A 20,984-nucleotide genomic window follows, 5' to 3' on the forward strand; every position below is an offset into this window, starting at 1 on the left:
ATTGTCTAGACACCACCGGTCGCTCCGGCCGCCGAGTTGGTGCAGGCAGCACCGGTTTGCCCCGAAGGAGCCACTCATGACCCCGCCCGTCGTCCACTCGCTGCGCGAACAGATCCGCGAGCACATCGTGGACGGGATCGTCAGCGGGCGCTGGAAGCCGGGCGAGCGGATCGTGGAGCGGCGCATCGCCACCGAGCTGGAGGTCAGCCAGACGCCCGTGCGCGAGGCGCTGCGGGAGCTGGAGACGCTCCGGCTGATCGAGTCGGCACCCAACAAGGGCGTCCGGGTCCGCAACCTCACCGCGGCCGATCTGGAGGAGAGCTACCCGGTCCGGGCCGGGCTGGAGCAGATCGCGGCGGAGCTCGCGGCCGACCGCCTCGGCGAGGACTGCTCGCTGCTCTCCCCGCACGTGACCGCGCTGTACGAGGCGGACCGGCTGGCCGACGGCGAGGCACAGGTGCGGCACACGGTCGGCTTCCACCGGGAGATGGTCCGGGCGGCCGGCAACGCGGTCCTGCTGCACACCTGGGAGGGGCTGGGCATCGAGGTGTTCACCGCGCTCTCGATCCGCTGGCTGGGCACGGTGCAGAAGTCGTACGCCGAGGAGCACGAGGCGCTCATCGAGGCGTTCCTGCGGAGGGACCCGGAGATCGGGGTGCTGGTGAAGGCGCACGTGCTCGGCTGCGCACCGCGCGCCTGAGACCGGCGCGCACCGCGGTGCGCATGTGTCGCGAGGGGCGCTCTCCTGTGCAGGTGGGCGCCCTTTTTGACCGATAAATCCCGTCACTCCGTGCCCCGTTTCACGGCACCGCATGCCACTTTCTTCATATCGAGAAGTTTTGCCTTTCATCCTTTGATCGATCATCGATCGGCGACTTACAGTTCACTCCGCGGGCCCACCGGCCCCATCGCCCTGTCCTGCCAGTCAGGGACTTCTCCACCCCCCTCCTCACCGGAAGGCGGCGATCATGACCGACCCCGTAGGAAAGCTTCCGAGCGAGCTCGACCAGCTCCCGGACCGCGACCCGGAGGAGACCGCTGAATGGGCGGCCTCCCTGGATGCCGTCACCAAGGCCGCGGGCCCGCACCGCGCCGCGTATCTGATGCGTCGCTCGCTCCAGCACGCCGAGGGCGCCGGTCTCGCGCTGCCCAAGCTGCTGGAGACCGATTACGTCAACTCCATCCCCACCGCCGCGGAGCCCGACTTCGACGGCGACCTGGAGATGGAGTCCCGGATCACCGCGTGGAACCGCTGGAACGCGGCCGCGATGGTCACCCGTGGCTCCCGCTTCGGCGTCGGCGGCCACATCGCCACCTTCGCCTCGGCGGCCTGGCTGTACGAGACCGGCTTCAACCACTTCTTCCGCGGCAAGGAGGGGGACGGCTCCGGCGACCAGCTCTACATCCAGGGCCACGCCTCCCCCGGCATCTACGCCCGCGCCTTCCTCGACGGCCGGCTCAGCGAGCAGCAGCTCGACAACTTCCGCCAGGAGGCGGGCGGCGACGGCCTGCCGTCCTACCCGCACCCGCGGCGGCTGCCCTGGCTGTGGGAGTTCCCCACCGTGTCGATGGGCCTCGGCCCGCTCTCGGCGATCTACCAGGCGCGCTTCAACCGCTACCTGGCCAACCGCAACATCAAGGACACGTCGAACTCGCACGTCTGGGCCTTCCTGGGCGACGGCGAGATGGACGAGCCCGAGTCGACCGCGGCCCTCGCCCTCGCGGCGCGCGAGCAGCTCGACAACCTGACCTTCGTCATCAACTGCAACCTGCAGCGCCTCGACGGTCCGGTCCGCGCCAACTTCCGGGTCGTCCAGGAGCTGGAGGGCGCCTTCCGCGGCGCCGGCTGGAACGTCGTCAAGACGCTCTGGGGCACCGCCTGGGACGAGCTGTTCCAGCTCGACACCACGGGTGCGCTGGTGCGCCGGCTCCGTGAGGTCCCGGACGCGCAGTTCCAGACGTACGCCACCCGCGACGTCGCCTACATCCGCCAGCACTTCTTCGGCACCGAGCCCGCGCTCGCCGAACTGGCGAAGCTGCTCACCGACGCGAAGATCGCCGAGTGCTTCCACACCTCGCGCGGCGGCCACGAGGCCCGCAAGGTGTACGCGGCGTACCGCGCGGCGCTGGCGCACAAGGGTGCTCCGACGGTGATCCTGGCGCAGACGGTGAAGGGCTACACCCTCGGCCCGGGCTTCGAGTCGCGCAACGCCAACCACCAGATGAAGAAGCTGGACGGCAAGCAGTTCCGCGCCATGCGCGACCTGCTGGACCTGCCGATCCCGGACTCGAAGCTGGACGAGGGCCTGGTGCCGTACGGCCACCCGGGCGCCGACTCCGCCGAGGTCCGCTACCTCCAGGAGCGCCGTGCCGCCCTCGGCGGTCCCGCCCCGGCCCGCCGGGTGCACGCCGTGGCGCTGCCGCAGCCCGAGGAGCGCGCGTTCGCCGCGCTGAAGAAGGGTTCCGGCAAGCAGGAGCTGGCCACCACGATGGCCTTCGTCCGCCTCGCCAAGGACCTGATGCGGGACAAGGAGACCGGCAAGCGCTGGGTTCCGATCGTCCCCGACGAGGCCCGCACCTTCGGCATGGAGGCGCTGTTCCCGTCGGCCGGCATCTACTCGCCGCTGGGCCAGACGTACGACCCGGTCGACCGCGACCAGCTGATGTACTACAAGGAAGCCAAGGACGGCCAGGTCCTCAACGAGGGCATCACCGAGGCCGGCGCCATGGCCGACTTCATCGCCGCCTCCACGTCGTACGCGACGCACGGCGAGCCGATGATCCCGTTCTACATCTTCTACTCGATGTTCGGCTGGCAGCGCACGGGCGACCAGTTCTGGCAGCTCGGCGACCAGCTCGGCCGCGGCTTCGTGGTCGGGGCCACGGCGGGCCGCACCACGCTGACCGGCGAGGGCCTCCAGCACGCGGACGGCCACTCGCACCTGATCGCGTCCACGAACCCGGCGTCGCTCAACTACGACCCGGCGTTCGCGTACGAGATCGCGGTGATCGTCCAGGACGGTCTGCGCCGGATGTACGGCCCCGAGGCCGAGAACGTCTTCTACTACCTGACGGTCTACAACGAGCCGAAGCCGCAGCCCGCGATGCCGGAAGGCATCGAGGAGGGCATCCTCAAGGGCCTCTACCGCTTCAAGGAGGGCACGCCCGCGAAGGCGGACGCGCCGCGCGCCCAGCTGCTGGCCTCGGGTACGGCGATCCACTGGGCCCTGGAGGCCCAGGAGCTGCTGGCCGCGGACTGGGGTGTCACGGCCGACGTCTGGTCCGCCACCTCGTGGGGCGAGCTGCGCCGGGACGCGCTGGAGTGCGACGAGGCGCTGCTCCGCGGTGAGCTGCGGACGCCGTACGTGACCCAGGCGCTGGAGGGCGCACCGGGTCCGGTCCTCGCGGTCAGCGACTGGATGCGCCAGGTGCCGGACCAGATCAGCCAGTGGGTGGAGCAGGACTGGACCTCGCTCGGCACGGACGGCTTCGGTATCTCCGACACCCGTGACGCGGCCCGCCGCCACTTCGGCGTCGACGCCCAGTCGATCGTGGTCGCGGCCCTGGCCCAGCTGGCCCGCCGCGGTGAGGTGCCTGCGTCTGCGGTCAAGGAGGCCCGGGAGCGGTACGGGCTCTGACGGCCCGGAGGACGGGGCGCGGTTCTCTCCCGCGCCCCGTCCTCCGCATGCATCTGCCCCACTCCGGCACCGGCTTTGTCCTCAAGCGCCGGACGGACTTGAAATTTGCCCGCCTGAGCGCTGTTCCTGTGCGGCTCGACGACCCGCGCCGCACCCACCCCCTGCCGCGGCCACAATGGCCGCATGCGCGCTGCCCGCCTCATCCGAATGGTGCTGCTCCTGCAGTCCCGTACCGCCATGACCGCCGCCGAGCTCGCCCATGAGCTCCAGGTGTCGGAGCGGACCGTCACCCGGGACGCCCAGGCGCTCTCCGAGGCCGGGATCCCCGTCTACGCGGAGCGGGGCCGTGCGGGCGGGTACCGGCTCGTCGGCGGTTACCGCACCGGGCTCACCGGGCTGGCCCGGGACGAGGCCGAGGCGCTCTTCCTCTCCGGTCTGCCCTCCGCCCTGCGAGAGATGGGTCTGGCCGACGCCGGTTCCGCCGCCCGGCTCAAGGTCTCGGCGGCCCTGCTGCCCTCCCTGCGGGACGCCTCCGCGGGCGCCGCCCGGCGCTTCCACCTGGACGCGCCCGGCTGGTACCAGGAGCCGGTCACTCCGGAGCTCCTGCCCGTCGTGGCCGAGGCCGTGTGGGACGACCGGACCGTCCGCGCCCGCTACCGGCGGGCCGGCCGGGACGCCGAGGTGGAGCGGGAGCTGGCACCGTACGGGCTCGTCCTCAAGGCCGGGGTCTGGTATCTCTGCGCCCGTGCGGAGGACGACTTCCGGGTCTACCGGATCGACCGCTTCACGCACGTGACCGTTTCGGACAGCCGGTTCGTCCGGGACGAGGGCTTCGACCTGCCCGCGTTCTGGGACGAGCGCGCGGCCCAGTTCGCCCGGTCGATCCTGCGGACCGAGGTGACGCTGCGGCTCTCGGAGGCCGGGGTGCGCCGGCTTCCGCACGCCGTGGACCGCGTCGCGGCCCAGGACGCGCTGGAGGGGGCCGGGCCGCCCGCGGCCGACGGCCGGGTGACGGTCACCCTGCCGGTCGAGTCCCTGGACGTCGCGTTCGGTCAGCTGCTGGCCCTGGGACCGGAGTTGGAGGTGCTGGAGCCGGCCGCACTGCGTACCAGGTTCGCGGCTGCCGCCGAACGACTGCACCTGCTCTACCGCGACCCCCTGTAAGGCTTCATTTCGGTGTCTCCGCGTGCATCGCCCGCCGCCAGGGCAGATGCTGGACCCGTGATGGACGAGACGGAATTCTGGGAGCTCATCGACAGCACCCGCGAGGCCGCCGACGGCGACCCCGAGGACCATGCCGACCTGCTCGTCGAACGGCTGGTGCAGCTCGATCCCGATTCCGTGCTGGACTTCGCCCGGCACTTCGAGGCCCGCTACAACCGCGCGTACCGCTGGGACCTGTGGGCGGCCGCCAGTGTGCTGCTCGGCGGCGCGAGCGACGACGCCTTCGACTACTTCCGCTGCTGGCTGATCGGCCAGGGCCGGGAGCTCTTCGAGGGCGCGGTGCACGATCCGGACAGCCTGGCCGATCTCCTCGACGACTTCGACGAGGAGATGGACGGGGACGCGGAGGAGCTGGGCTACGCGGCCGACGAGGCGTACGAGCAGCTCACCGGGGTCGTCACGCCTGATCTCGGGCTGCCGCCGCAGGCCGCCGAGCCGGAAGGCACCCCCATCGGCTTCGAGGACGACGCGGCCCTGGCGGCGCGGCTGCCCGCTCTGTGGCAGCGGTTCGGCGCCGGTTGAGCCGCGGGCGGACCGGCCCCGGCCGCCGCCCCGGTCACGGGCCGAGCGGGCGGCCCATCATCACGTCGTCCACGTAACGCCCGCCGAGGAAGAACTCGCCGGGCAGGACGCCCTCGACGGCGAACCCCCGGTCCTCGTACAGCGCACGGGCGGGCGCGTTGTGCCCCAGCACCCGCAGGGTGATCCGGTTCGCGCCCTGGCGGCGCGCCGCCCGGCACGCGGCGTCCAGCAGCGTGCGGCCCAGCCCCCGGCCGCGCGCCCAGCCGGCCACGGCGAGCCCCTGTATCTGCCGGACGTGCGCGTTGCAGGCCAGTGGCGTGGGCGGCACGACGCGGACGTACCCGGCGACGACCGTCTCGCCCGCCGGGTTCACCGCTTCGGCCACCAGGACGTCCTGCGGCCGGTGCCGGTCGTCGAAGAACGGCTCGTACGGCGGCTGCGGGCGCGGCTGCACGGCGTGCAGCGTCGACCAGGTGCTCCGGTCGAGCTCCCCGAGGGCGGGGCCGTCGTCGAGGACCGCGGGGCGGACGAGGGGCAGGGGGAGGTCGGGGGACTCAGCCATGGCCGTCACTGTGCCACGCCCCGTACTCCGGGGGACATGGGGCAGGATGGGTCCCATGCCGCACTCCCGTATCGCTGTCACCGGATCGACCGGACTCATCGGAGCGGCGCTGGTGCGCTCGCTGCGGACCGACGGGCACGAGGTGGTCCGGCTCGTCCGGCGCCCGGCGCGGTCCGGCGACGAGGTGGAGTGGGACCCGAAGCGGGGCCATGTGGACGTGGCCGGGCTGGTGGGCTGCGACGCCGTCGTCCATCTCGCCGGGGCCGGGGTGGGCGACCACCGCTGGACCGAGGCGTACAAGCGGGAGATCCGGGACAGCCGGGTGCTGGGCACGGCAGCGATCGCCGACGCCGTCGCCTCGCTCGACGTCCCGCCGAAGGTGCTGCTGTCCGGGTCCGCGATCGGCTTCTACGGCGACACCGGGGACCGGGCGGTCGACGAGGGCGCGCCGCCCGGTGACGGGTTCCTGCCGTCGGTGTGCGTGGAGTGGGAGGAGGCCACCGCCGCGGCCGAGGAGGCCGGGGTGCGGACCGTGCACGCCCGGACCGGGCTCGTCGTCGCCCGTGAGGGCGGCGCCTGGGGCCGGCTCTTCCCGCTGTTCCGCGCCGGGCTCGGCGGGCGGATGGGCAACGGGCGGCAGTACTGGAGCTTCATCGCGCTGCACGACCACATCGCGGCCCTGCGGCACATCCTCGACACCCCGGAGCTGTCCGGGGCGGTGAATCTGACCGGCCCCTCCCCCGTCACCAACGGCGAGGTGACGGCGGCGATGGGCCGGGTGCTGCGCCGGCCGACGCTGTTCACCGCTCCCGCGCCGGCGCTGCGGATCGCCCTCGGCGACTTCGCCGAGGACGTGCTGGGCAGTCAGCGGGTGCTGCCGGGGCGGCTGCTGGACTCGGGGTTCGCCTTCGCCTTCCCCGGGGTCGACGCCGCGATCCGCGCGGCCCTGCGCTGACCCGTACGCCCCGCCCCGCTCCACCGCCGTCCGACGCGGACAGCCGTGCGACCCCGTGCACCGGTGCTCCGGGACGCGCGCGACTGCGCGCGATCCCGCCACACTCCTAGCCTCATGGCGAACTCACGCATTCCGGTGGCCTGTTGAGGGCAAGAGCCTCCCACCAGTTGCGCCGACTCGGGGAGGGGCACGTGCTCAGCACGGCACACCACGCGGACGTCGTCATCATCGGGGCCGGGATAGCCGGCCTGTCAGCGGCCCACCGGCTGACCGGTGCGGGAGTGAGTGTCAGCGTCCTGGAGGCCGGCCCCCGGGTCGGCGGCCGGATGATGACCGACGAGGTGGACGGGTTCCGGCTCGATCACATCGGACCGCTCCTCACCACCTCGTATCCGGAGCTCTACGCGACGCCCGGACTCGAAGGACTCGTCCTGCGGAACTTCGATCCCGGCGTGCTGGTCCACAGCGAGGGCCGCCGCCACCGGACCGGGGAGGTCCGCGGCACCAGGGGCTCGCGCAGCGCGCGGGGCGCACTCAAGGCGGCACGCGCCCTCGCGAGCGCCCCCCGGTCACCGGCGGGCGGCGCCCTCACCGGGGCCATGGGCGGGGCGATCGACCAGGCCCGGCTCGGCGTGGCGCTGGCCCGGCTGGCGGCCGCGCCCCGGGCCCGCGTCCTGGCCCGGCCCGAACGGGCCGCGCTCGACGCCCTGTCCGGCCGCGGCCTGTCCGCACGGACGCTCAACGGCTTCGTGCGCCCGCTGCTCACCGCGCTCCTCAGCGACCCCGGGCTCATCACGTCGAGCCGGTGCGCCGACCTCGCCCTGCGCGGCTACGCGAGCGGCCGGCTCTGTGTCCCGGAGGGGGGTTCGGTCACGCTGCCCGACCTGCTCGCGGCGGCGCTGCCGCCCGGCACGGTACGGACGGGCGTGCACGTCACGGCGGCCGACATCACCTCGGTGCGCACCAAGGAGCACGGCGAACTGGGCTGCCGCTCCCTGCTGCTGGCGACCGGTGCGGGCGCCGCGGCCGAGCTGCTGCCCGGTCTGCGGGTGCCGCCCTTCCACCCGGTGACGGTGGTCCACCACACCGCCCCCGCTCCCCCGCCGACGGGCGCCTCGCTGCTGCTGGACGCCGACCGGTCGGGTCCGGTCGCCCACACCGCGGTGATGAGCGCGGTCGACCCGGCGCGCGCACCGCACGGCCGGACGCTGATCAGCTCGACGGTGCTCGGCACCCCGCCGACCGATCTGGACCGCACGGTCCGCGCCCAGCTGGCCGGGCTCTACGGCGTGCCCACCGACGACTGGGAGCCGCTGGCCGTCCACCACGATCCGGAGGCGGTGCCCGCGATGGTGTCCCCGCACGATCCGCAGCGGCCGGTCCGGCTGCTCGCGGGCCTGTACGTGTGCGGTGACCACCGCGACACCGGCACGGTCCAGGGCGCGCTGTCCTCGGGCGGCCGCGCCGCCGCGGCCATCCTCTCCGACCTGGGCGTACGGCCGGCCCCCGGCGATTCCGATGTGCTTCGCGAGGCCGCCTGATCCGCGCGGTTCACCCCAGTGCGGCGACCCGCTCGCGGTAGCCGCGGACGGCGGCGGCGTCCCGGAAGGGTTCGAGCCGCCGCTCGAAGTCCCGTACGTACTCCGTGGCGCGCACCGACCGCATCTCGGCGGCCTGCTGGGCGGCCTCGGCGCCCAGCCGGCAGGCCTGGTCGAGCTCGCCGAGCCCGAGCCGGGCCGAGGCCAGCACGACCCGGCAGAACAGCCTGCTGCGGGCGTACGCGGGGGCGCGCAGCTGGAGCGAGCGCTCCGCGTGCTGGGCGGCGGCCCGGTACTGCTGGAGGTCGCGGTGGCAGTGCCCGAACTCGTCGGCCAGCTGGGCCTCGTCGAAGTAGCGCGCCCAGTGCGGCACCTCGTCGCCGGGGCGTGCGGCCTCCAGTGCGCGTTCGGCCCGGGCCAGCGAGGCCGTGCACGCCTTCGCCTCGCCGAGCACCCCGTGGCCGCGCGCCTCGACCGCGTGCAGCAGGGCGAGGACCGCGTGCGGGGCGGCCGAGCCGACGCCCTGCTGGGCCACCCGTGCCAGCTGCACCGCCTCCCGGCCGTGCCCGAGGTAGACGGCCTGCCGGCTCATGGTGATCAGGACGAAGCTGCCGTAGGCCCGGTCGCCGGCGGCCTGCGCCAGCCGTAACGCCTGGACGAAGTAGCGCTGGGCGAGGCCGTGGGCCGCGATGTCGTACGAGGTCCAGCCGGCGAGCCGGGTCAGGTCGGCCGCGGCGGCGAACAGCCGCCGCCCGGTGGCCTCCCCGTACGTGCCGCGCAGCATCGGCTCCGTCTCGTGCTCCAGGTACCGGACGAGGGCCTGCCTGGCGTGGCCGCCGCCGTAGGCGTTGTCGAGGGTGCGGAAGAGCTCGGCCACCGACCGCAGGGCGGCGACGTCGCCGCTGCCGACCTTCTGGCCGGATCCCCGCTCGGTCTGCCGCTGCCTGGGGACGCCCGGGCCGACGGGCCCGAGGGAGGCCGGCGCACCGGCCGGGGCGTGCGGTCCGGCGGGCCTGGACGGCACGGGCCCGCGCAGTCCGTGCCGGGCCCCGAGCGGGGCGCCGCCCTGCTCGGGCACCCCGGCGGCGATGGGACCGCTCCCGCTCTGCCCGGTCCCCGCGGTGCCGTACGCGCCGTGGGGACCGGACGCCGTGCGCGGGCCGCCGGGCGCCCCGTACGCCCGGCCGGTCCTGGCCGCTCCGGCGCCCGCGACCGGTCCCGGGTCTCCTCCGCGGCCCACCCACTCGTCCGCCCGCCCGATCAGCCAGTCCCGGCTCGGGACGACGAGACCGGCCGGGGTGAAGGCGATCTTGCGCAGCTCCGCATGGCTGCCGGAGTCCTTGCGCCACAGTCCGCTGACGATGTCGACCGCCTCGGCGGGGGTGGCGGCGAACTCCAGCCCGGCGTAGACGGGCGCACAGGCGTCCAGCCCCAGGTCCTGGGCGGAGAGCCGGCGCCCCAGCCGCCGGGTGAAGACCTCGGCGATCAGCGCGGGGGTGGTGCCCCGTGGCTGCTGGCCGCGCAGCCAGCGGGTCACGGAGGTCTTGTCGTACCGCAGATCGAGGCCGTGTTCGAGGCCGAGCTGGTCCACCCGGCGGGCGAGGCCGGCGTTGGAGAAACCGGCTTCGGTGATGAGCGAGGCGAGTCGGCGGTTGGGGGTGCGCTGCGGAGGTCGATCCGACATCAGCTGTACGGTCTCCTGCCTTCGGGGCCGGGCGGGCAGGCCCTAGGGAACGGCGTGAATTTAGCGGCCTCCGGCCCTTCCTCAGCCACCTTCGCTTCACATTCATCCGATCGTGTGAGGATTGAGGATGGCGCTGACGGGAACCACCTGCCGGGCCCCCGCTCCGACGCCGGTCGTACAGTGGCCGGAGGCGCGATTCGGTGCATGGTGACGTGACGGCGGGGCATCCCCGGCCTCCGGCACCGCAAGTAGAGAGGCTGCTGTCGTGACTGAGCTTCGGTTCGTCCGTCTGGGATTCGGCGAGGAAGCCGTCGACTACCAGGAGGCCTGGCAGAAGCAGCGCGAGGTGCACGCGGCACGGTTCGAGGACACCGTCCCCGACACCTGCCTGCTGCTGGAGCACCCGCCCGTCTACACGGCCGGCCGGCGCACGGCCGACAGCGAGCGCCCGCTGGACGGCACCCCGGTCATCGACGTGGACCGCGGCGGCAAGATCACCTGGCACGGCCCGGGCCAGCTGGTCGGCTACCCGATCCAGAAGCTGCCGCGCCCGGTGGACGTCGTCGCACACGTCCGCAGGCTGGAGGAGGCGCTGATCCGCACGGCCGCCGAGTTCGGCGTGGAGACCAGCCGGGTCGAGGGCCGCAGCGGTGTCTGGGTGCTGGGCGACCCGGTCGAGCAGCGCCCGGCGGTCGGCGGGCTCTCGCTCGACTTCGACCCGCGGCTGCAGGACGAGGAGTTCGACCCCCGGCTGAACGGCCCGGAGTACGCCCCGTCCAACGCCGGCCAGCGCCGCGAGGACCGCAAGCTGGCCGCGATCGGCATCCGGGTCGCCAAGGGCGTGACCATGCACGGCTTCGCCCTCAACGTGAACCCGGACAACACCTCGTTCGACCGGATCGTGCCGTGCGGCATCCGGGACGCCGGCGTCACCTCGCTCGCGTACGAACTGGGCCGCGACCTCACCATCGCGCAGGTGCTCCCGGTCGCCGAGAAGCACCTCCGGGACGTGCTGGAGAACGCCGAACTCGCGCCGCGCGTCATCGAGCGCACGGCCGAGGCCGTGGCCACGGCATGACCCTCGGAGCACCCCTCCGGGAATAGGCCCTGCCGGCCACAGGTTGGGCAGACGTAAAGCCGTTTGAACTACGGGCGTACCCTGGTGTTCGCCGAAGAATCCAATGCAGCGAGAGCAAAGGGGAGTGCCGGAGTGTCCGCTGTCGCACCCGACGGGCGCAAGATGCTGCGCCTCGAGGTCCGGAACAGCCAGACCCCCATCGAGCGCAAGCCCGAGTGGATCAAGACCCGGGCGAAGATGGGCCCCGAGTACAACCAGCTGCAGAAACTCGTGAAGAGCGAGGGTCTGCACACGGTGTGCCAGGAGGCCGGCTGCCCCAACATCTTCGAGTGCTGGGAGGACCGCGAGGCCACGTTCCTCATCGGCGGTGACCAGTGCACCCGGCGCTGTGACTTCTGTCAGATCGACACGGGCAAGCCGCAGGAGCTGGACCGCGACGAGCCCCGCCGTGTCGGTGAGTCCGTCGTCACGATGGACCTGAACTACGCCACCATCACCGGCGTCGCGCGCGACGACCTGGAGGACGGCGGTGCCTGGCTGTACGCGGAGACCGTGCGCCAGATCCACGCGCAGACGGCGGAGCGGGAGGGCGGCTACACCAAGGTGGAGCTGCTGATCCCCGACTTCAACGCCGAGCCCGGGCAGCTCGCCGAGGTCTTCTCCTCGCGCCCCGAGGTGCTGGGTCACAACGTGGAGACGGTGCCGCGGATCTTCAAGCGGATCCGCCCCGGCTTCCGCTACGAGCGGTCCCTGGAGGTCATCACCCGCGCCCGCGAGGCCGGTCTGGTGACCAAGTCCAACCTGATCCTCGGCATGGGCGAGACCCGCGAGGAGGTCAGCCAGGCCCTCCGGGACCTGCACGACGCGGGCTGCGAGCTCATCACGATCACGCAGTACCTGCGGCCGACGCCGCGCCACCACCCCGTCGAGCGCTGGGTGAAGCCCCACGAGTTCGTGGAGCTGAAGGAGGAGGCCGACGCGATCGGCTACTCCGGCGTGATGTCCGGGCCGCTGGTCCGCTCCTCGTACCGCGCGGGGCGGCTGTTCCAGCAGGCGATGGAGCGCCGCGGCGCGGCCGCCCCGGCGCCCACCGCCTAGGAGCGTCCGTGTGAATCCGGGCACAAGAAGCTACTGAGCAGTAATGGCTGATTCGGCGCGGCCCATGCGCTCCTCGCAGGTCGGAGGCGCGTATGGGCCGCGTCGGCGTGCGCGGCGCACGTATCAAGGATTCATTGGTGTTTGACCGACCGGTCATGCGCTGGTAACACCAAGCAGTGACCCTGGATACACGCAGCGCAGTGGCTCTTCCCGCCGCTGCCGCTCCTGCGTCCCGTATCCAGTCCGCGCAGCACACCCCGCCCGCCGGCACCGCCCGGTGAGCGCATCCGTTCCGAGGGGACTTCCACGATGCAGGCCGTGCCGGTACGCGCCACCGCCCTTCCGTCCGTCACCGACGCCCTCCGCGCCGTCGAGTCGCTGCTGCTGAGCAGCGGCCAGCGCACGGCCCGCCGGAACGCCTGGACGGCCGTCCTCGAGGACCGCCGCCGGGCCAAGGACCGGGTCGAGTCCGAGTACGTACTGGAGGCCGTGGCCGACCACCGTTCCTAGGCCACGTAAACTTCATTGCATGGCGAGGAAGGCAAACACCACTGAAGGCGCGGACAGCGCCGAGAACGCGGGGCGGCTCAAGCAGATCGCCCTGACCTACAAGATGACCAGGCGGACCGACTCCAAGATCGGTCTTGTCGTCGCGGGTGTGGGAATCGTCACCTTCGGTGTCCTCCTCGCGATCGGTTTCTTGATCGACCACCCGATCTACGTGGGCATTCTGGGCTTCGTGCTCGCCCTCCTCGCGATGGCGATCGTCTTCGGGCGACGTGCCGAGCGGGCGGCCTTCGGGCAGATGGAGGGACAGCCCGGTGCCGCGGCGGCGGTGCTGGACCGCGTGGGCCGCGGCTGGACCACGACGCCGGCGGTCGCGATGAACCGCAGCCAGGACGTCGTCCACCGGGCCGTGGGCAAGGCGGGCATCGTGCTGGTGGCCGAGGGCAACCCGAACCGGGTGAAGGGCCTGCTGGCGGCCGAGAAGAAGAAGATGGCCCGCATCGTGATCGACGTACCCGTGCACGACATCATCGTCGGCAACGACGAGGGTCAGGTGCCGCTCAAGAAGGTGCGCACCAAGATGCTGAAGCTGCCGCGCGTCCTGACCGGCCCGCAGGTGACGGCCGCCAACGACCGGCTGCGCGCGATGGGCGACCTGATGAGCAACATGCCGCTGCCGAAGGGCCCGATGCCGAAGGGCATGCGGATGCCGCGCGGCGGAAAGATGCGCTGACCCGGACGCCGGGCGGACCGGGAGTACGAACGAAGAGGGCGGGTCGCGAACCACAGGGTTCGCGACCCGCCCTCTTGCTGTGCGCCGCGGCCGGTCCAGTACGGACGGGGGCGCGGAGCCGAACTCAGCTGCGGACCTGGACGGCGCGGGCCACCCGGTCGTGCAGTCCGCGGCCGTCGCGGTCCCAGACCAGGGCCGGGATCACCAGGCACAGCAGCACGCTGCGCGCCAGGACCCGTCCGGCCCCCAGGCGCCCGCCGCCCTCGGCGACCACCTTGATGCCCAGGAGACGCTTGCCGGGCGTGCAGCCGATGGTGCCGACGGTGAGCACACTCAGTACGAGGAAGATGCCGAGCGCCCAGTTGCCGGCCGCCTGCTGGTCACCGCGAGCGAACAGCCCGTATGCGATCAGCATGCACAGCGCCCAGTCGACGAAGATCGCGCCGAAGCGGCGGCCGAGGGGCGCCATGGCCCCGGGTCCCTGCTCGGGCAGCCCGAGCCGCTTTCCGCGGTAGCCGAAGTCGGCGCCCATCTCCTCGGCGGCCGCACGCGGCCCGGAGAGCCACGATCCGATTGCTTGCCTGTTGTCCACCCGACCACGGTACTGCGCCCGCCTCCGGAGCCTGCCGTCCGGGGCCCGCCACCACCCCGGACACCGCACCGAAACCGGTCCGGAATCCGCCCGGAACGGGCCGTCGCGGCCCCCACGAGGTGCCGGTCACACCCGGCTCGGTTAACTTCGGCGAAACAAATGGGTCATGCTTGAGAAATCCGGTCTGCCTATGGTCGGGTCCAGCGTGTGCCACCGCACTGGCCACACAACGAGCTGCAACCCCGTCCCGCCCGGGCCGGGAGTAGGAGGAGTTGGATGTTCCAGAACGCCGACGACGTGAAGAAGTACATCGCCGACGAAGACGTCAAGTTCATCGACGTCCGGTTCTGCGACCTGCCCGGTGTGATGCAGCACTTCACCATCCCGGCGGCGGCCTTCGACCCGACCGAGGAGCTCGCCTTCGACGGCTCGTCGATCCGAGGCTTCCAGGCCATCCACGAGTCCGACATGGCGCTCCGCGCGGACCTGTCGACCGCCCGTGTCGACCCGTTCCGCCGCGACAAGACCGTCAACATCAACTTCTTCATCCACGACCCGATCACCGGCGAGCAGTACAGCCGTGACCCGCGCAACGTGGCCAAGAAGGCCGAGGCGTACCTCGCCTCCACCGGCATCGCCGACACCGCGTACTTCGGCCCCGAGGCCGAGTTCTACGTGTTCGACAACGTCCGCTTCCAGACCTCGGCGAACGAGTCGTTCTACCACATCGACTCCGAGGCGGGCGCCTGGAACACCGGGTCGACGGAGAACAACCGCGGCTACAAGGTCCGCTACAAGGGCGGTTACTTCCCGACCCCGCCGGTCGACCACTTCGCCGACCTGCGTGCCGAGATCTCCCTGGAGCTGGACAAGAACGGCCTCCAGGTCGAGCGCCAGCACCACGAGGTCGGCACCGCCGGCCAGGCCGAGATCAACTACAAGTTCAACACGCTGCTCGCCGCGGCCGACGACCTGATGCTCTTCAAGTACATCGTGAAGAACGTCGCCTGGCGCAACGGCAAGACCGCGACCTTCATGCCGAAGCCGATCTTCGGCGACAACGGCTCGGGCATGCACGTCCACCAGTCCCTGTGGGCCGGCGGCGACCCGCTGTTCTACGACGAGCAGGGCTACGCGGGCCTCTCGGACATGGCGCGCTACTACATCGGCGGCATCCTGAAGCACGCCCCGTCGCTGCTGGCGTTCACCAACCCGACGGTGAACTCCTACCACCGCCTGGTCCCCGGCTTCGAGGCCCCGGTCAACATGGTCTACTCGCAGCGCAACCGCTCCGCCGCGATGCGCATCCCGATCACGGGCTCCAACCCGAAGGCCAAGCGCGTCGAGTTCCGCGCCCCGGACCCGTCGTCCAACCCGTACCTCGCCTTCTCGGCCCTCCTGATGGCCGGCCTGGACGGCGTGAAGAACAAGATCGAGCCGGCCGAGCCGATCGACAAGGACCTCTACGAGCTGGCTCCCGAGGAGCACGCCAACGTCCAGCAGGTCCCGACGTCCCTCCCGGCCGTCCTGGACGCTCTGGAGGCGGACCACGAGTACCTCCTCGCGGGCGGCGTCTTCACGTCCGACCTGATCGAGACGTGGGTCGACTTCAAGCGGACGAACGAGATCGCCCCGATCCAGCTGCGCCCGCACCCGCACGAGTTCGAGCTGTACTTCGACCTCTAAGCCGCGAGGCCACGAGGCCGGGCGGACCTGGCGTTCGTTCCACTGCCACGGTGCCACCTGCGCACATATGCCGGAGGGCCGTTACCCCGACGCCGGGGTGACGGCCCTCCGGCATGTCCGCACCCCGGGCCCGGCCGGGACCACGGGTCTACCCCCGCGCCGCCCCCTCACCGAGCGGCTTGGCGTACCAGTGCTCCGCCTTGCCGTGTCCGTCGTAGGGGCCGGTCTCCCGGTAGCCGTGCGCCGTGTACAGGGCCCGCGCCTCGGTGAGTTCGGTGTTGGTCTCGCACACGATGCGGGAGGCGCCCAGCCTGCGCGCCGCCGCCTCGACGGCGCGGAGCAGGCCGCGCCCCAGGCCCGCCCCGCGTCCTGCCGGGCGTACGAACATGCGCTTCAGCTCCGCTGTCGCTGGGACGCCCGGCAGCAGCCGGACCCCGGCGTATCCGAGGATCTCGCCGCCGGCGTCACGGGCGACGAGGAACGTGCCGTGCGGCGGGCCGAGACCGCTGTGCGGATCCTCGTCGATCACCCGCCGGAGCTCCCCCTCCGTGACCGGGCGGCCCAGCACCCGCAGTCCCATCTCGCGGAAGTACTGCGCCATCAGCTCGTCCACACCCGTGCCGGTGACGGGTTCCTCGTCGATCGTCCACGCAGGCATGCACGTCATGGTCCGAGCCTCGCCCGCGGTTGTCCACAGGCCGGCGCGGTCAGTGCCGCAGCGCCTTGCCGACTTCGATACTGACGTCCCCGTCGAGCTTGCGGTTGCTGCGGGCCGTCGCGTCCTTGGTGCCCTTGGAGGCCACGTCGTCGACCGTCACCACGACCGTGTCGAGCAGATTGCCGTTCGGGTCCTTGAAGTTGACCTGCACCGCGTAGGTCTGCTTCGAGCCGGTGCTGTTCGTCACGGTGATCTTCGAGGTGACGTGGCCGTCCTTGTCGGTGGCCGGAGCGCCCGCCTTCACGTCGCCGCCCGCGTTCACGCCGTCCTTGAAGTCGTTCAGCTTGTCGCCGGCTGCGGCCGTCGCCGATGCGACCACGTCGGCGCCCTGCGAGGCCACCGACGCGGCCGCCGACGCCGCCTTGGACACCGTGCTGGACGCGCTGTCCCCGTCGTCCGAGCAGGCCGTCGCCGCCGTTGCCAGGGCCATCGCCACCAGCACCGCGCTCGCGCCCCGTACGCCTCGACTCGTCATCGTGCCTCCCAGCACTCGTCCGTCGCCCCAAGTCAAGGCGGCGGCGGGTGGGGGCGCATGCGGTGTAGGCCGGACGGGTGAGCGGGCCGGGCGGTGGGGTCGCGGAGCGGGGGCGGACGGCCGAGGCTGGGGGGATGACCGAGCAGGCTGCGCACGACGAACCGGCCCCGACGGCCCCGCAGCCACCGCCGCCGCGGCGGCGGCTGTGGCCGTGGGTGGTGCTGCTGATCCTCGTGCTGCTCGCCCTCGCCGCCGGTGCCGTCTCCGCGGTGCTGTCCCGTGAGGTCGCGGCCGAGGGCTCGCGGACCGTGCACATCCGGTACGAGGTCACGGGCGCGGCCGAGGACGTGACGCTCACGTACAGCACCTGGCGGGACGAGGAGCTGTCGACCGGGCGGCTGACCCTGCGGAGTCTGCCGTGGGCCGGGGAGCTGGACACCAAGGGCTTCATGAGCGGTGGTTCGTTCGTCGTCCGGCTCGGGAAGTCGGGTGGCGAGGTGGCCTGTTCGGTGACGGTGGACGACGGCACCCGGCGCACCGCCCGGGCCTCCGGCGCGTTCGCCACCGCCGCGTGCGACGGGTTCTGAGACGCGGCCGCGCCCCCGGTCGTCCGGGGGCGCGGTCCTGGGCGGCAGGGGTGGGTGTCAGCGGCCGTAGCGGATGAGCGCGCGGACCATGCGGCAGGTGGTGTCGGACGGCGGGTGGATGCCGAGGCGCTCGGCGGTCGTGCTTATCCGGGCGTTGCTCGCGGTCGACGGGTAGTAGACGCCCGTGTCGAGCAGGGCGATCGCCAGCCGCATCGCCTTCAGCCGGCGATTGTGGGAGACGTACCACTCACGGGGACGGCCGGCGGGGAGCGGCTTCTTCTTCAGGGGTGTGTGGAGCGGCTTGGTCGTGACTGCGGCAACGGCCATTGGCAACCTCCTGGCGCGGTGGTGGAACCCTCACGAACTACCCCCATTTTACTGCCCCCCACTGACAATCGCCCCTGGCCAGAGGGGTTTTCGGGGGTCCATCCCGTACCTTTGGCCCCATGGAGATCTGGATCAATCCCGCCTGTTCCAAGTGCCGCAGCGCGGTGCGGCTGCTCGACGCGGAGGGCGCCGACTACACCGTCCGCCGCTACCTGGAGGACGTGCCGTCGCCGGACGAGATCCGGGCCGTGCTCGACCGGCTGGGTCTTGAGCCGTGGGACATCACGCGCACACAGGAGGCGGACGCGAAGGAGCTGGGCCTCGGGGAGTGGCCGCGCGACGCGGACGCCCGGGAGCGGTGGATCGCCGCGCTCGCCGGCCACCCGAAGCTGATCCAGCGCCCGATCATCACCGCCGAGGACGGCACGGCCGTGGTCGCGCGCACGGATGAGGCGGTCCGGGACGCCCTGGGGCGCTGAGCCGAGGGGTCAGAGGGGGCTCGCGGACGCGTCCTAGCGGGCCGGGCCGTCGAGGAACCGCAGCATCCTGCGGTTCAGCTCGCCCGCCGCCGGTTCGTGCAGCGGCAGCGCGTGGTGCGAGACGCCGGGCAGTACGACCGTCTCGGCCCGCGGCAGCAGCCGCTTCACCGCGGTGGCGACCCGGGGCGTGTCCTGGGCGCGGCTCTCTTCGGCGAGCAGGATCAGGGCCGGTACGTCGAGGGCGCGCAGGGCCTCGGCCGACGGGCGGGGTCCGGTGACCGGCCGGACCGCCGGGAGGCCCGCCGCCGCCTCGCGCAGTCGCAGCCAGGCCGGGTCCAGCGGGGCGTGGCCCGTCTCCCAGGCGAGGAAGGCGCGCGTGCGGGCGGCGTCGGGACGCAGCAGCATCGGGAGCGCGTGCAGAAGGTAGCCGGGACGGAAGCCGGCGAAGCAGCCGGTCGGGTCGACGAGGACCAGCTTCCGGAGCCGGTGGGGTGCGTGCAGGGCGTACTGGAGGGCGATCCAGCCGCCGTAGGAGTGGCCGCACAGGGCGGCGGGTCCGGCGTCGAGGGCGTCCAGGACCGCGTCGAGCCAGCCGTGCAGATCCGCCGGGGTCCGGATCGGGCGCTCCCCCACCGTGCTGCGGCCCGGCTCGCCCACCAGGTCGACGGCGTGGACCCGGTGGCTGCGGCCCAGGCTCGCGGCCTGGGCGTACCAGACGGTGGAGGTCGCGCCCCCGCCGGGGAGCAGGAGCAGCGGCGGGGCGTCCTCGGGACCGCAGCTGTTGAGGTGGGTGGTGCCGTACGGGGTGGAGACCGCTGTCGAGGCCGTGCCGGCGGGCCACTCGGTGGCCAGGATCTCGTCGTAGGCCGTGCGGAAGGCGTCGGAGGCGGACGCGGACGCGGTGCGTTTCATGGGGTGCTCCCTGAGCTCCGTACCTCTGCATATTATCTCGCTGAGCGAGATAATAGAGCGAGGAGCCGCACATGAGCGAGCAGGGGACCGAGATGGAGATCATCCATCTGCTGCGCAGGGTCACGGTCGAATTCGGTCTGCGCCAGGCCGAGTTCGCGGCCCGGCACGGTATGCATCCCACCGATGTGCGGGCCCTGGTCTGTCTGCTCGACGCCGAGCGCGGCGGGACCGGTTTCACGGCCGGCCGGCTCGGCGCCGAGCTGGGGCTCAATTCGGCCGGGACCACGTCGCTGATCGACCGGCTGGAGCGCCTGGGCCATCTGACGCGTACCCGCGACCCCGAGGACGGGCGGCGGGTGCTGCTGGGCGTGACCCCGCAGGCGGTGGAGCTGGGGTGGGCGGCGTTCGGGCCGATGATCGGGAGCGCGGTGGCGCTGCTGCGGGAGTTCGACCCGGGCGAGGTCGCCGCCGTGCGGCGGTTCCTGCACGGCTTCCACGCCGCGGTGTCGGAGCCGGGGCGGGAGTGACACTCCCGGCCCGGCTCGGCCCCGGGGCCTACGCCCCCGCCTGTGCCTCGGCCTCCGCGAGCAGTTCGGTCAGCCGGAGACCGAACCGTACGTCGCAGGGGTGCGCCTCCCCCGTGCGCACCGATTCGATCAGCGCGTCCACCGCTGCCCGGAACGCGCCGACGGCGCCGTCCCACCGGGGCAGTCCGACGACGCCGTGCTCGCCCCGGAGCGCGATGCCCACGCCGGCCGCGGCCGCGGGTGCGGCCAGGGTCAGAGTGACCGTGCTGGAGGCGCCGGAGGTGTGGCGCAGGACGAGGTGGTGGGTGTCGGCGGGGCCGCGGGCCGCGGTCAGGGAGGTGACGTCGCCCAGCACCGGGATGAGGACCGAGAGCGCGTGCGGGCCGACGTCCCAGAGGCCGCCCTTCTCGTGGCGCCAGGGGGACGCGGCGTACTCACTGTCCGCGCCGGGGGCCCACAGGGCGCCGATCCACTCGGCGTGGGCGGTGAACCAGCCGCCCGCCGCGTGCTGTTCGGTGATCCAGGCGGCGGTCTCCGGTGCGAAGCGCAGGGTGCAGAAGACGATCGAGGCGACCCGGGCCTGTTCGGCCGCCTCGGCCACCTGACGGGCGCCCTCGACGGTGGTGGCCACCGGCTTGTCCATCAGCAGGTGGCAGCCGGCCGCCGCGGCGCGGGCGGCCAGAGGGGCCTGGACGTCCGGCGGCAGCGCGAACGCGACGGCGTCGCTCGTGGCGAAGAGCTCGTCGAGCCCGGCGTCGCCGGTGTACGCCTCGGTGCCGTGCGCGGCGGCCAGCTCCCCGGCGGCCTCGGCACGGCGGCCCCACACCCCGCTCAGCACGGCGCCGGGGTGGGCGGCGAGGGCGGGGGCCTGGGTGTTACGGGCCCAGGGGCCCGTACCGACCAGGCCGATGCGCAGGGGGGTCACGGATGTCGTCATGGGACCAGTGTGCCCGGTGCGGCGCCGGGGCCGTTCGAATCCGGTGGCGGGGCGTGCGGGCGGGCGGTTACGTTGGCGGGGCCGGCCGCGGGACTCCGGTGCGACTTCCGGGACTTGCCTCTGAAGCAAATATTTCGCTGCTCGCGCCCCCATTCCCCGGCCGGCTTCCGCCTGCGCGTACCGCCTCGCGGACACCACGGGGGAT

22 protein-coding genes are annotated in these 20,984 nt (G+C 72.7%); 14 read left to right on the plus strand and 8 right to left on the minus strand.

Translation table 11 applies throughout. From position 1 onward, the window contains the following. Positions 1-76 precede the first annotated feature (76 nt). The 4 genes from OG408_RS11290 to OG408_RS11305 all read left to right on the plus strand — a co-directional run bounded on the left by OG408_RS11290 (position 77) and on the right by OG408_RS11305 (position 5,384). Positions 77-700, plus strand: a complete 624-nt coding sequence (locus OG408_RS11290) for a GntR family transcriptional regulator (protein WP_266777905.1) — start codon at positions 77-79, stop codon at positions 698-700. Between the two features lie 268 nt (positions 701-968). Next, positions 969-3,638 (plus strand): pyruvate dehydrogenase (acetyl-transferring), homodimeric type, encoded by a 2,670-nt coding sequence (aceE, locus tag OG408_RS11295; RefSeq protein WP_285572797.1) that lies wholly within the window; start codon positions 969-971, stop codon positions 3,636-3,638. Between the two features lie 183 nt (positions 3,639-3,821). Next, a complete protein-coding gene (locus tag OG408_RS11300; protein WP_326669648.1) occupies positions 3,822-4,802 on the plus strand; it encodes a helix-turn-helix transcriptional regulator in 981 nt (326 codons plus the stop codon). 60 nt (positions 4,803-4,862) lie between these two features. Then, positions 4,863-5,384 (plus strand): DUF4240 domain-containing protein, encoded by a 522-nt coding sequence (locus OG408_RS11305; protein ID WP_326669650.1) that lies wholly within the window; start codon positions 4,863-4,865, stop codon positions 5,382-5,384. Positions 5,385-5,418: 34 nt separating this feature from the next. Here the strand turns inward: OG408_RS11305 and OG408_RS11310 are convergent, their stop codons facing one another. Further along, on the minus strand, positions 5,419-5,946 hold the full coding sequence (locus OG408_RS11310) for a GNAT family N-acetyltransferase (RefSeq protein ID WP_266777911.1): 528 nt from the start codon (positions 5,944-5,946) through the stop codon (positions 5,419-5,421). A 55-nt stretch (positions 5,947-6,001) separates the two neighbouring features. Between OG408_RS11310 and OG408_RS11315 the strand changes: the two genes are divergently transcribed. Continuing rightward, positions 6,002-6,901: a TIGR01777 family oxidoreductase gene (locus tag OG408_RS11315; RefSeq protein WP_285572790.1), complete on the plus strand. Its 900-nt coding sequence runs from the start codon at positions 6,002-6,004 to the stop codon at positions 6,899-6,901. Between the two features lie 167 nt (positions 6,902-7,068). Continuing rightward, on the plus strand, positions 7,069-8,442 hold the full coding sequence (locus tag OG408_RS11320) for an NAD(P)/FAD-dependent oxidoreductase (RefSeq protein ID WP_326669654.1): 1,374 nt from the start codon (positions 7,069-7,071) through the stop codon (positions 8,440-8,442). Positions 8,443-8,452: 10 nt separating this feature from the next. Here OG408_RS11320 and OG408_RS11325 read toward each other — a convergent pair whose 3' ends face one another. Next, a complete protein-coding gene (locus OG408_RS11325; RefSeq protein WP_326669656.1) occupies positions 8,453-10,123 on the minus strand; it encodes a regulator in 1,671 nt (556 codons plus the stop codon). A gap of 265 nt (positions 10,124-10,388) precedes the next feature. On the opposite strand from OG408_RS11325, the gene lipB reads away from it, so the two are divergent. From lipB to OG408_RS11345, 4 genes are all read left to right on the plus strand, one after another. After that, entirely contained in the window at positions 10,389-11,201 is an 813-nt protein-coding gene (lipB, locus tag OG408_RS11330; RefSeq protein ID WP_266777918.1) for a lipoyl(octanoyl) transferase LipB, read from the plus strand. Positions 11,202-11,333: 132 nt separating this feature from the next. Next, complete coding sequence (lipA, locus tag OG408_RS11335; RefSeq protein WP_266777920.1) at positions 11,334-12,299, plus strand: lipoyl synthase; 966 nt, start codon at positions 11,334-11,336, stop codon at positions 12,297-12,299. Between the two features lie 309 nt (positions 12,300-12,608). Beyond that, positions 12,609-12,809 carry an SCO2195 family GlnR-regulated protein gene (locus tag OG408_RS11340; RefSeq protein WP_136330099.1) on the plus strand — a complete coding sequence of 67 codons (201 nt, stop codon included), beginning with the start codon at positions 12,609-12,611 and terminating at the stop codon, positions 12,807-12,809. A 19-nt stretch (positions 12,810-12,828) separates the two neighbouring features. Next, positions 12,829-13,539, plus strand: coding sequence for a DUF4191 domain-containing protein (locus OG408_RS11345; RefSeq protein WP_266777923.1), 711 nt, complete (start codon positions 12,829-12,831; stop codon positions 13,537-13,539). Positions 13,540-13,663: 124 nt separating this feature from the next. Here OG408_RS11345 and OG408_RS11350 read toward each other — a convergent pair whose 3' ends face one another. Then, the gene (locus OG408_RS11350; protein WP_285565166.1) at positions 13,664-14,131 is read right to left on the minus strand and encodes an RDD family protein; all 468 of its coding nucleotides are present in this window, start codon (positions 14,129-14,131) and stop codon (positions 13,664-13,666) included. Positions 14,132-14,407: 276 nt separating this feature from the next. Between OG408_RS11350 and glnA the strand changes: the two genes are divergently transcribed. After that, positions 14,408-15,817, plus strand: coding sequence for a type I glutamate--ammonia ligase (glnA, locus tag OG408_RS11355; protein WP_266777926.1), 1,410 nt, complete (start codon positions 14,408-14,410; stop codon positions 15,815-15,817). Positions 15,818-15,965: 148 nt separating this feature from the next. Here glnA and OG408_RS11360 read toward each other — a convergent pair whose 3' ends face one another. Continuing rightward, entirely contained in the window at positions 15,966-16,475 is a 510-nt protein-coding gene (locus tag OG408_RS11360; RefSeq protein ID WP_285565167.1) for a GNAT family N-acetyltransferase, read from the minus strand. A gap of 49 nt (positions 16,476-16,524) precedes the next feature. Then, positions 16,525-17,010: a hypothetical protein gene (locus OG408_RS11365; protein ID WP_266777930.1), complete on the minus strand. Its 486-nt coding sequence runs from the start codon at positions 17,008-17,010 to the stop codon at positions 16,525-16,527. A 134-nt stretch (positions 17,011-17,144) separates the two neighbouring features. Here OG408_RS11365 and OG408_RS11370 point away from each other — a divergent pair, with 134 nt between their 5' ends. Then, positions 17,145-17,597, plus strand: a complete 453-nt coding sequence (locus OG408_RS11370; protein WP_266777932.1) for a hypothetical protein — start codon at positions 17,145-17,147, stop codon at positions 17,595-17,597. Positions 17,598-17,654: 57 nt separating this feature from the next. Here the strand turns inward: OG408_RS11370 and OG408_RS11375 are convergent, their stop codons facing one another. Further along, a complete protein-coding gene (locus tag OG408_RS11375) occupies positions 17,655-17,924 on the minus strand; it encodes a hypothetical protein (RefSeq protein ID WP_266777934.1) in 270 nt (89 codons plus the stop codon). Between the two features lie 119 nt (positions 17,925-18,043). On the opposite strand from OG408_RS11375, the gene OG408_RS11380 reads away from it, so the two are divergent. Beyond that, complete coding sequence (locus OG408_RS11380) at positions 18,044-18,403, plus strand: arsenate reductase family protein (RefSeq protein ID WP_266777936.1); 360 nt, start codon at positions 18,044-18,046, stop codon at positions 18,401-18,403. Between the two features lie 33 nt (positions 18,404-18,436). Here OG408_RS11380 and OG408_RS11385 read toward each other — a convergent pair whose 3' ends face one another. After that, positions 18,437-19,315, minus strand: a complete 879-nt coding sequence (locus OG408_RS11385; protein WP_326669663.1) for an alpha/beta fold hydrolase — start codon at positions 19,313-19,315, stop codon at positions 18,437-18,439. A gap of 71 nt (positions 19,316-19,386) precedes the next feature. Here OG408_RS11385 and OG408_RS11390 point away from each other — a divergent pair, with 71 nt between their 5' ends. Beyond that, a complete protein-coding gene (locus OG408_RS11390; protein ID WP_326669664.1) occupies positions 19,387-19,842 on the plus strand; it encodes a MarR family winged helix-turn-helix transcriptional regulator in 456 nt (151 codons plus the stop codon). 28 nt (positions 19,843-19,870) lie between these two features. Here the strand turns inward: OG408_RS11390 and OG408_RS11395 are convergent, their stop codons facing one another. Continuing rightward, a complete protein-coding gene (locus OG408_RS11395) occupies positions 19,871-20,779 on the minus strand; it encodes a Gfo/Idh/MocA family protein (protein ID WP_266777942.1) in 909 nt (302 codons plus the stop codon). Positions 20,780-20,984: the final 205 nt, after the last annotated feature.

Origin of the sequence: Streptomyces sp. NBC_01257 (assembly GCF_035917255.1) — a bacterium.
In the GTDB taxonomy this organism is placed as follows: Bacteria; Actinomycetota; Actinomycetes; order Streptomycetales; family Streptomycetaceae; genus Streptomyces.

Excerpts from the sequence above, each read along its gene's own strand:
- OG408_RS11390 (WP_326669664.1), top strand. The coding sequence starts at position 19,387 with ATGAGCGAGCAGGGGACCGAGATGGAGATCATCCATCTGCTGCGCAGG.
- OG408_RS11345 (WP_266777923.1), top strand. The coding sequence starts at position 12,829 with ATGGCGAGGAAGGCAAACACCACTGAAGGCGCGGACAGCGCCGAGAAC.
- OG408_RS11380 (WP_266777936.1), top strand. The coding sequence starts at position 18,044 with ATGGAGATCTGGATCAATCCCGCCTGTTCCAAGTGCCGCAGCGCGGTG.
- OG408_RS11340 (WP_136330099.1), top strand. The coding sequence starts at position 12,609 with ATGCAGGCCGTGCCGGTACGCGCCACCGCCCTTCCGTCCGTCACCGAC.
- OG408_RS11375 (WP_266777934.1), bottom strand. The coding sequence starts at position 17,924 with ATGGCCGTTGCCGCAGTCACGACCAAGCCGCTCCACACACCCCTGAAG.
- OG408_RS11360 (WP_285565167.1), bottom strand. The coding sequence starts at position 16,475 with ATGCCTGCGTGGACGATCGACGAGGAACCCGTCACCGGCACGGGTGTG.
- OG408_RS11315 (WP_285572790.1), top strand. The coding sequence starts at position 6,002 with ATGCCGCACTCCCGTATCGCTGTCACCGGATCGACCGGACTCATCGGA.
- OG408_RS11325 (WP_326669656.1), bottom strand. The coding sequence starts at position 10,123 with ATGTCGGATCGACCTCCGCAGCGCACCCCCAACCGCCGACTCGCCTCG.
- OG408_RS11365 (WP_266777930.1), bottom strand. The coding sequence starts at position 17,010 with ATGACGAGTCGAGGCGTACGGGGCGCGAGCGCGGTGCTGGTGGCGATG.
- OG408_RS11300 (WP_326669648.1), top strand. The coding sequence starts at position 3,822 with ATGCGCGCTGCCCGCCTCATCCGAATGGTGCTGCTCCTGCAGTCCCGT.
- OG408_RS11290 (WP_266777905.1), top strand. The coding sequence starts at position 77 with ATGACCCCGCCCGTCGTCCACTCGCTGCGCGAACAGATCCGCGAGCAC.
- OG408_RS11385 (WP_326669663.1), bottom strand. The coding sequence starts at position 19,315 with ATGAAACGCACCGCGTCCGCGTCCGCCTCCGACGCCTTCCGCACGGCC.
- glnA (WP_266777926.1), top strand. The coding sequence starts at position 14,408 with ATGTTCCAGAACGCCGACGACGTGAAGAAGTACATCGCCGACGAAGAC.
- OG408_RS11310 (WP_266777911.1), bottom strand. The coding sequence starts at position 5,946 with ATGGCTGAGTCCCCCGACCTCCCCCTGCCCCTCGTCCGCCCCGCGGTC.
- OG408_RS11370 (WP_266777932.1), top strand. The coding sequence starts at position 17,145 with ATGACCGAGCAGGCTGCGCACGACGAACCGGCCCCGACGGCCCCGCAG.
- OG408_RS11305 (WP_326669650.1), top strand. The coding sequence starts at position 4,863 with ATGGACGAGACGGAATTCTGGGAGCTCATCGACAGCACCCGCGAGGCC.
- OG408_RS11395 (WP_266777942.1), bottom strand. The coding sequence starts at position 20,779 with ATGACGACATCCGTGACCCCCCTGCGCATCGGCCTGGTCGGTACGGGC.
- aceE (WP_285572797.1), top strand. The coding sequence starts at position 969 with ATGACCGACCCCGTAGGAAAGCTTCCGAGCGAGCTCGACCAGCTCCCG.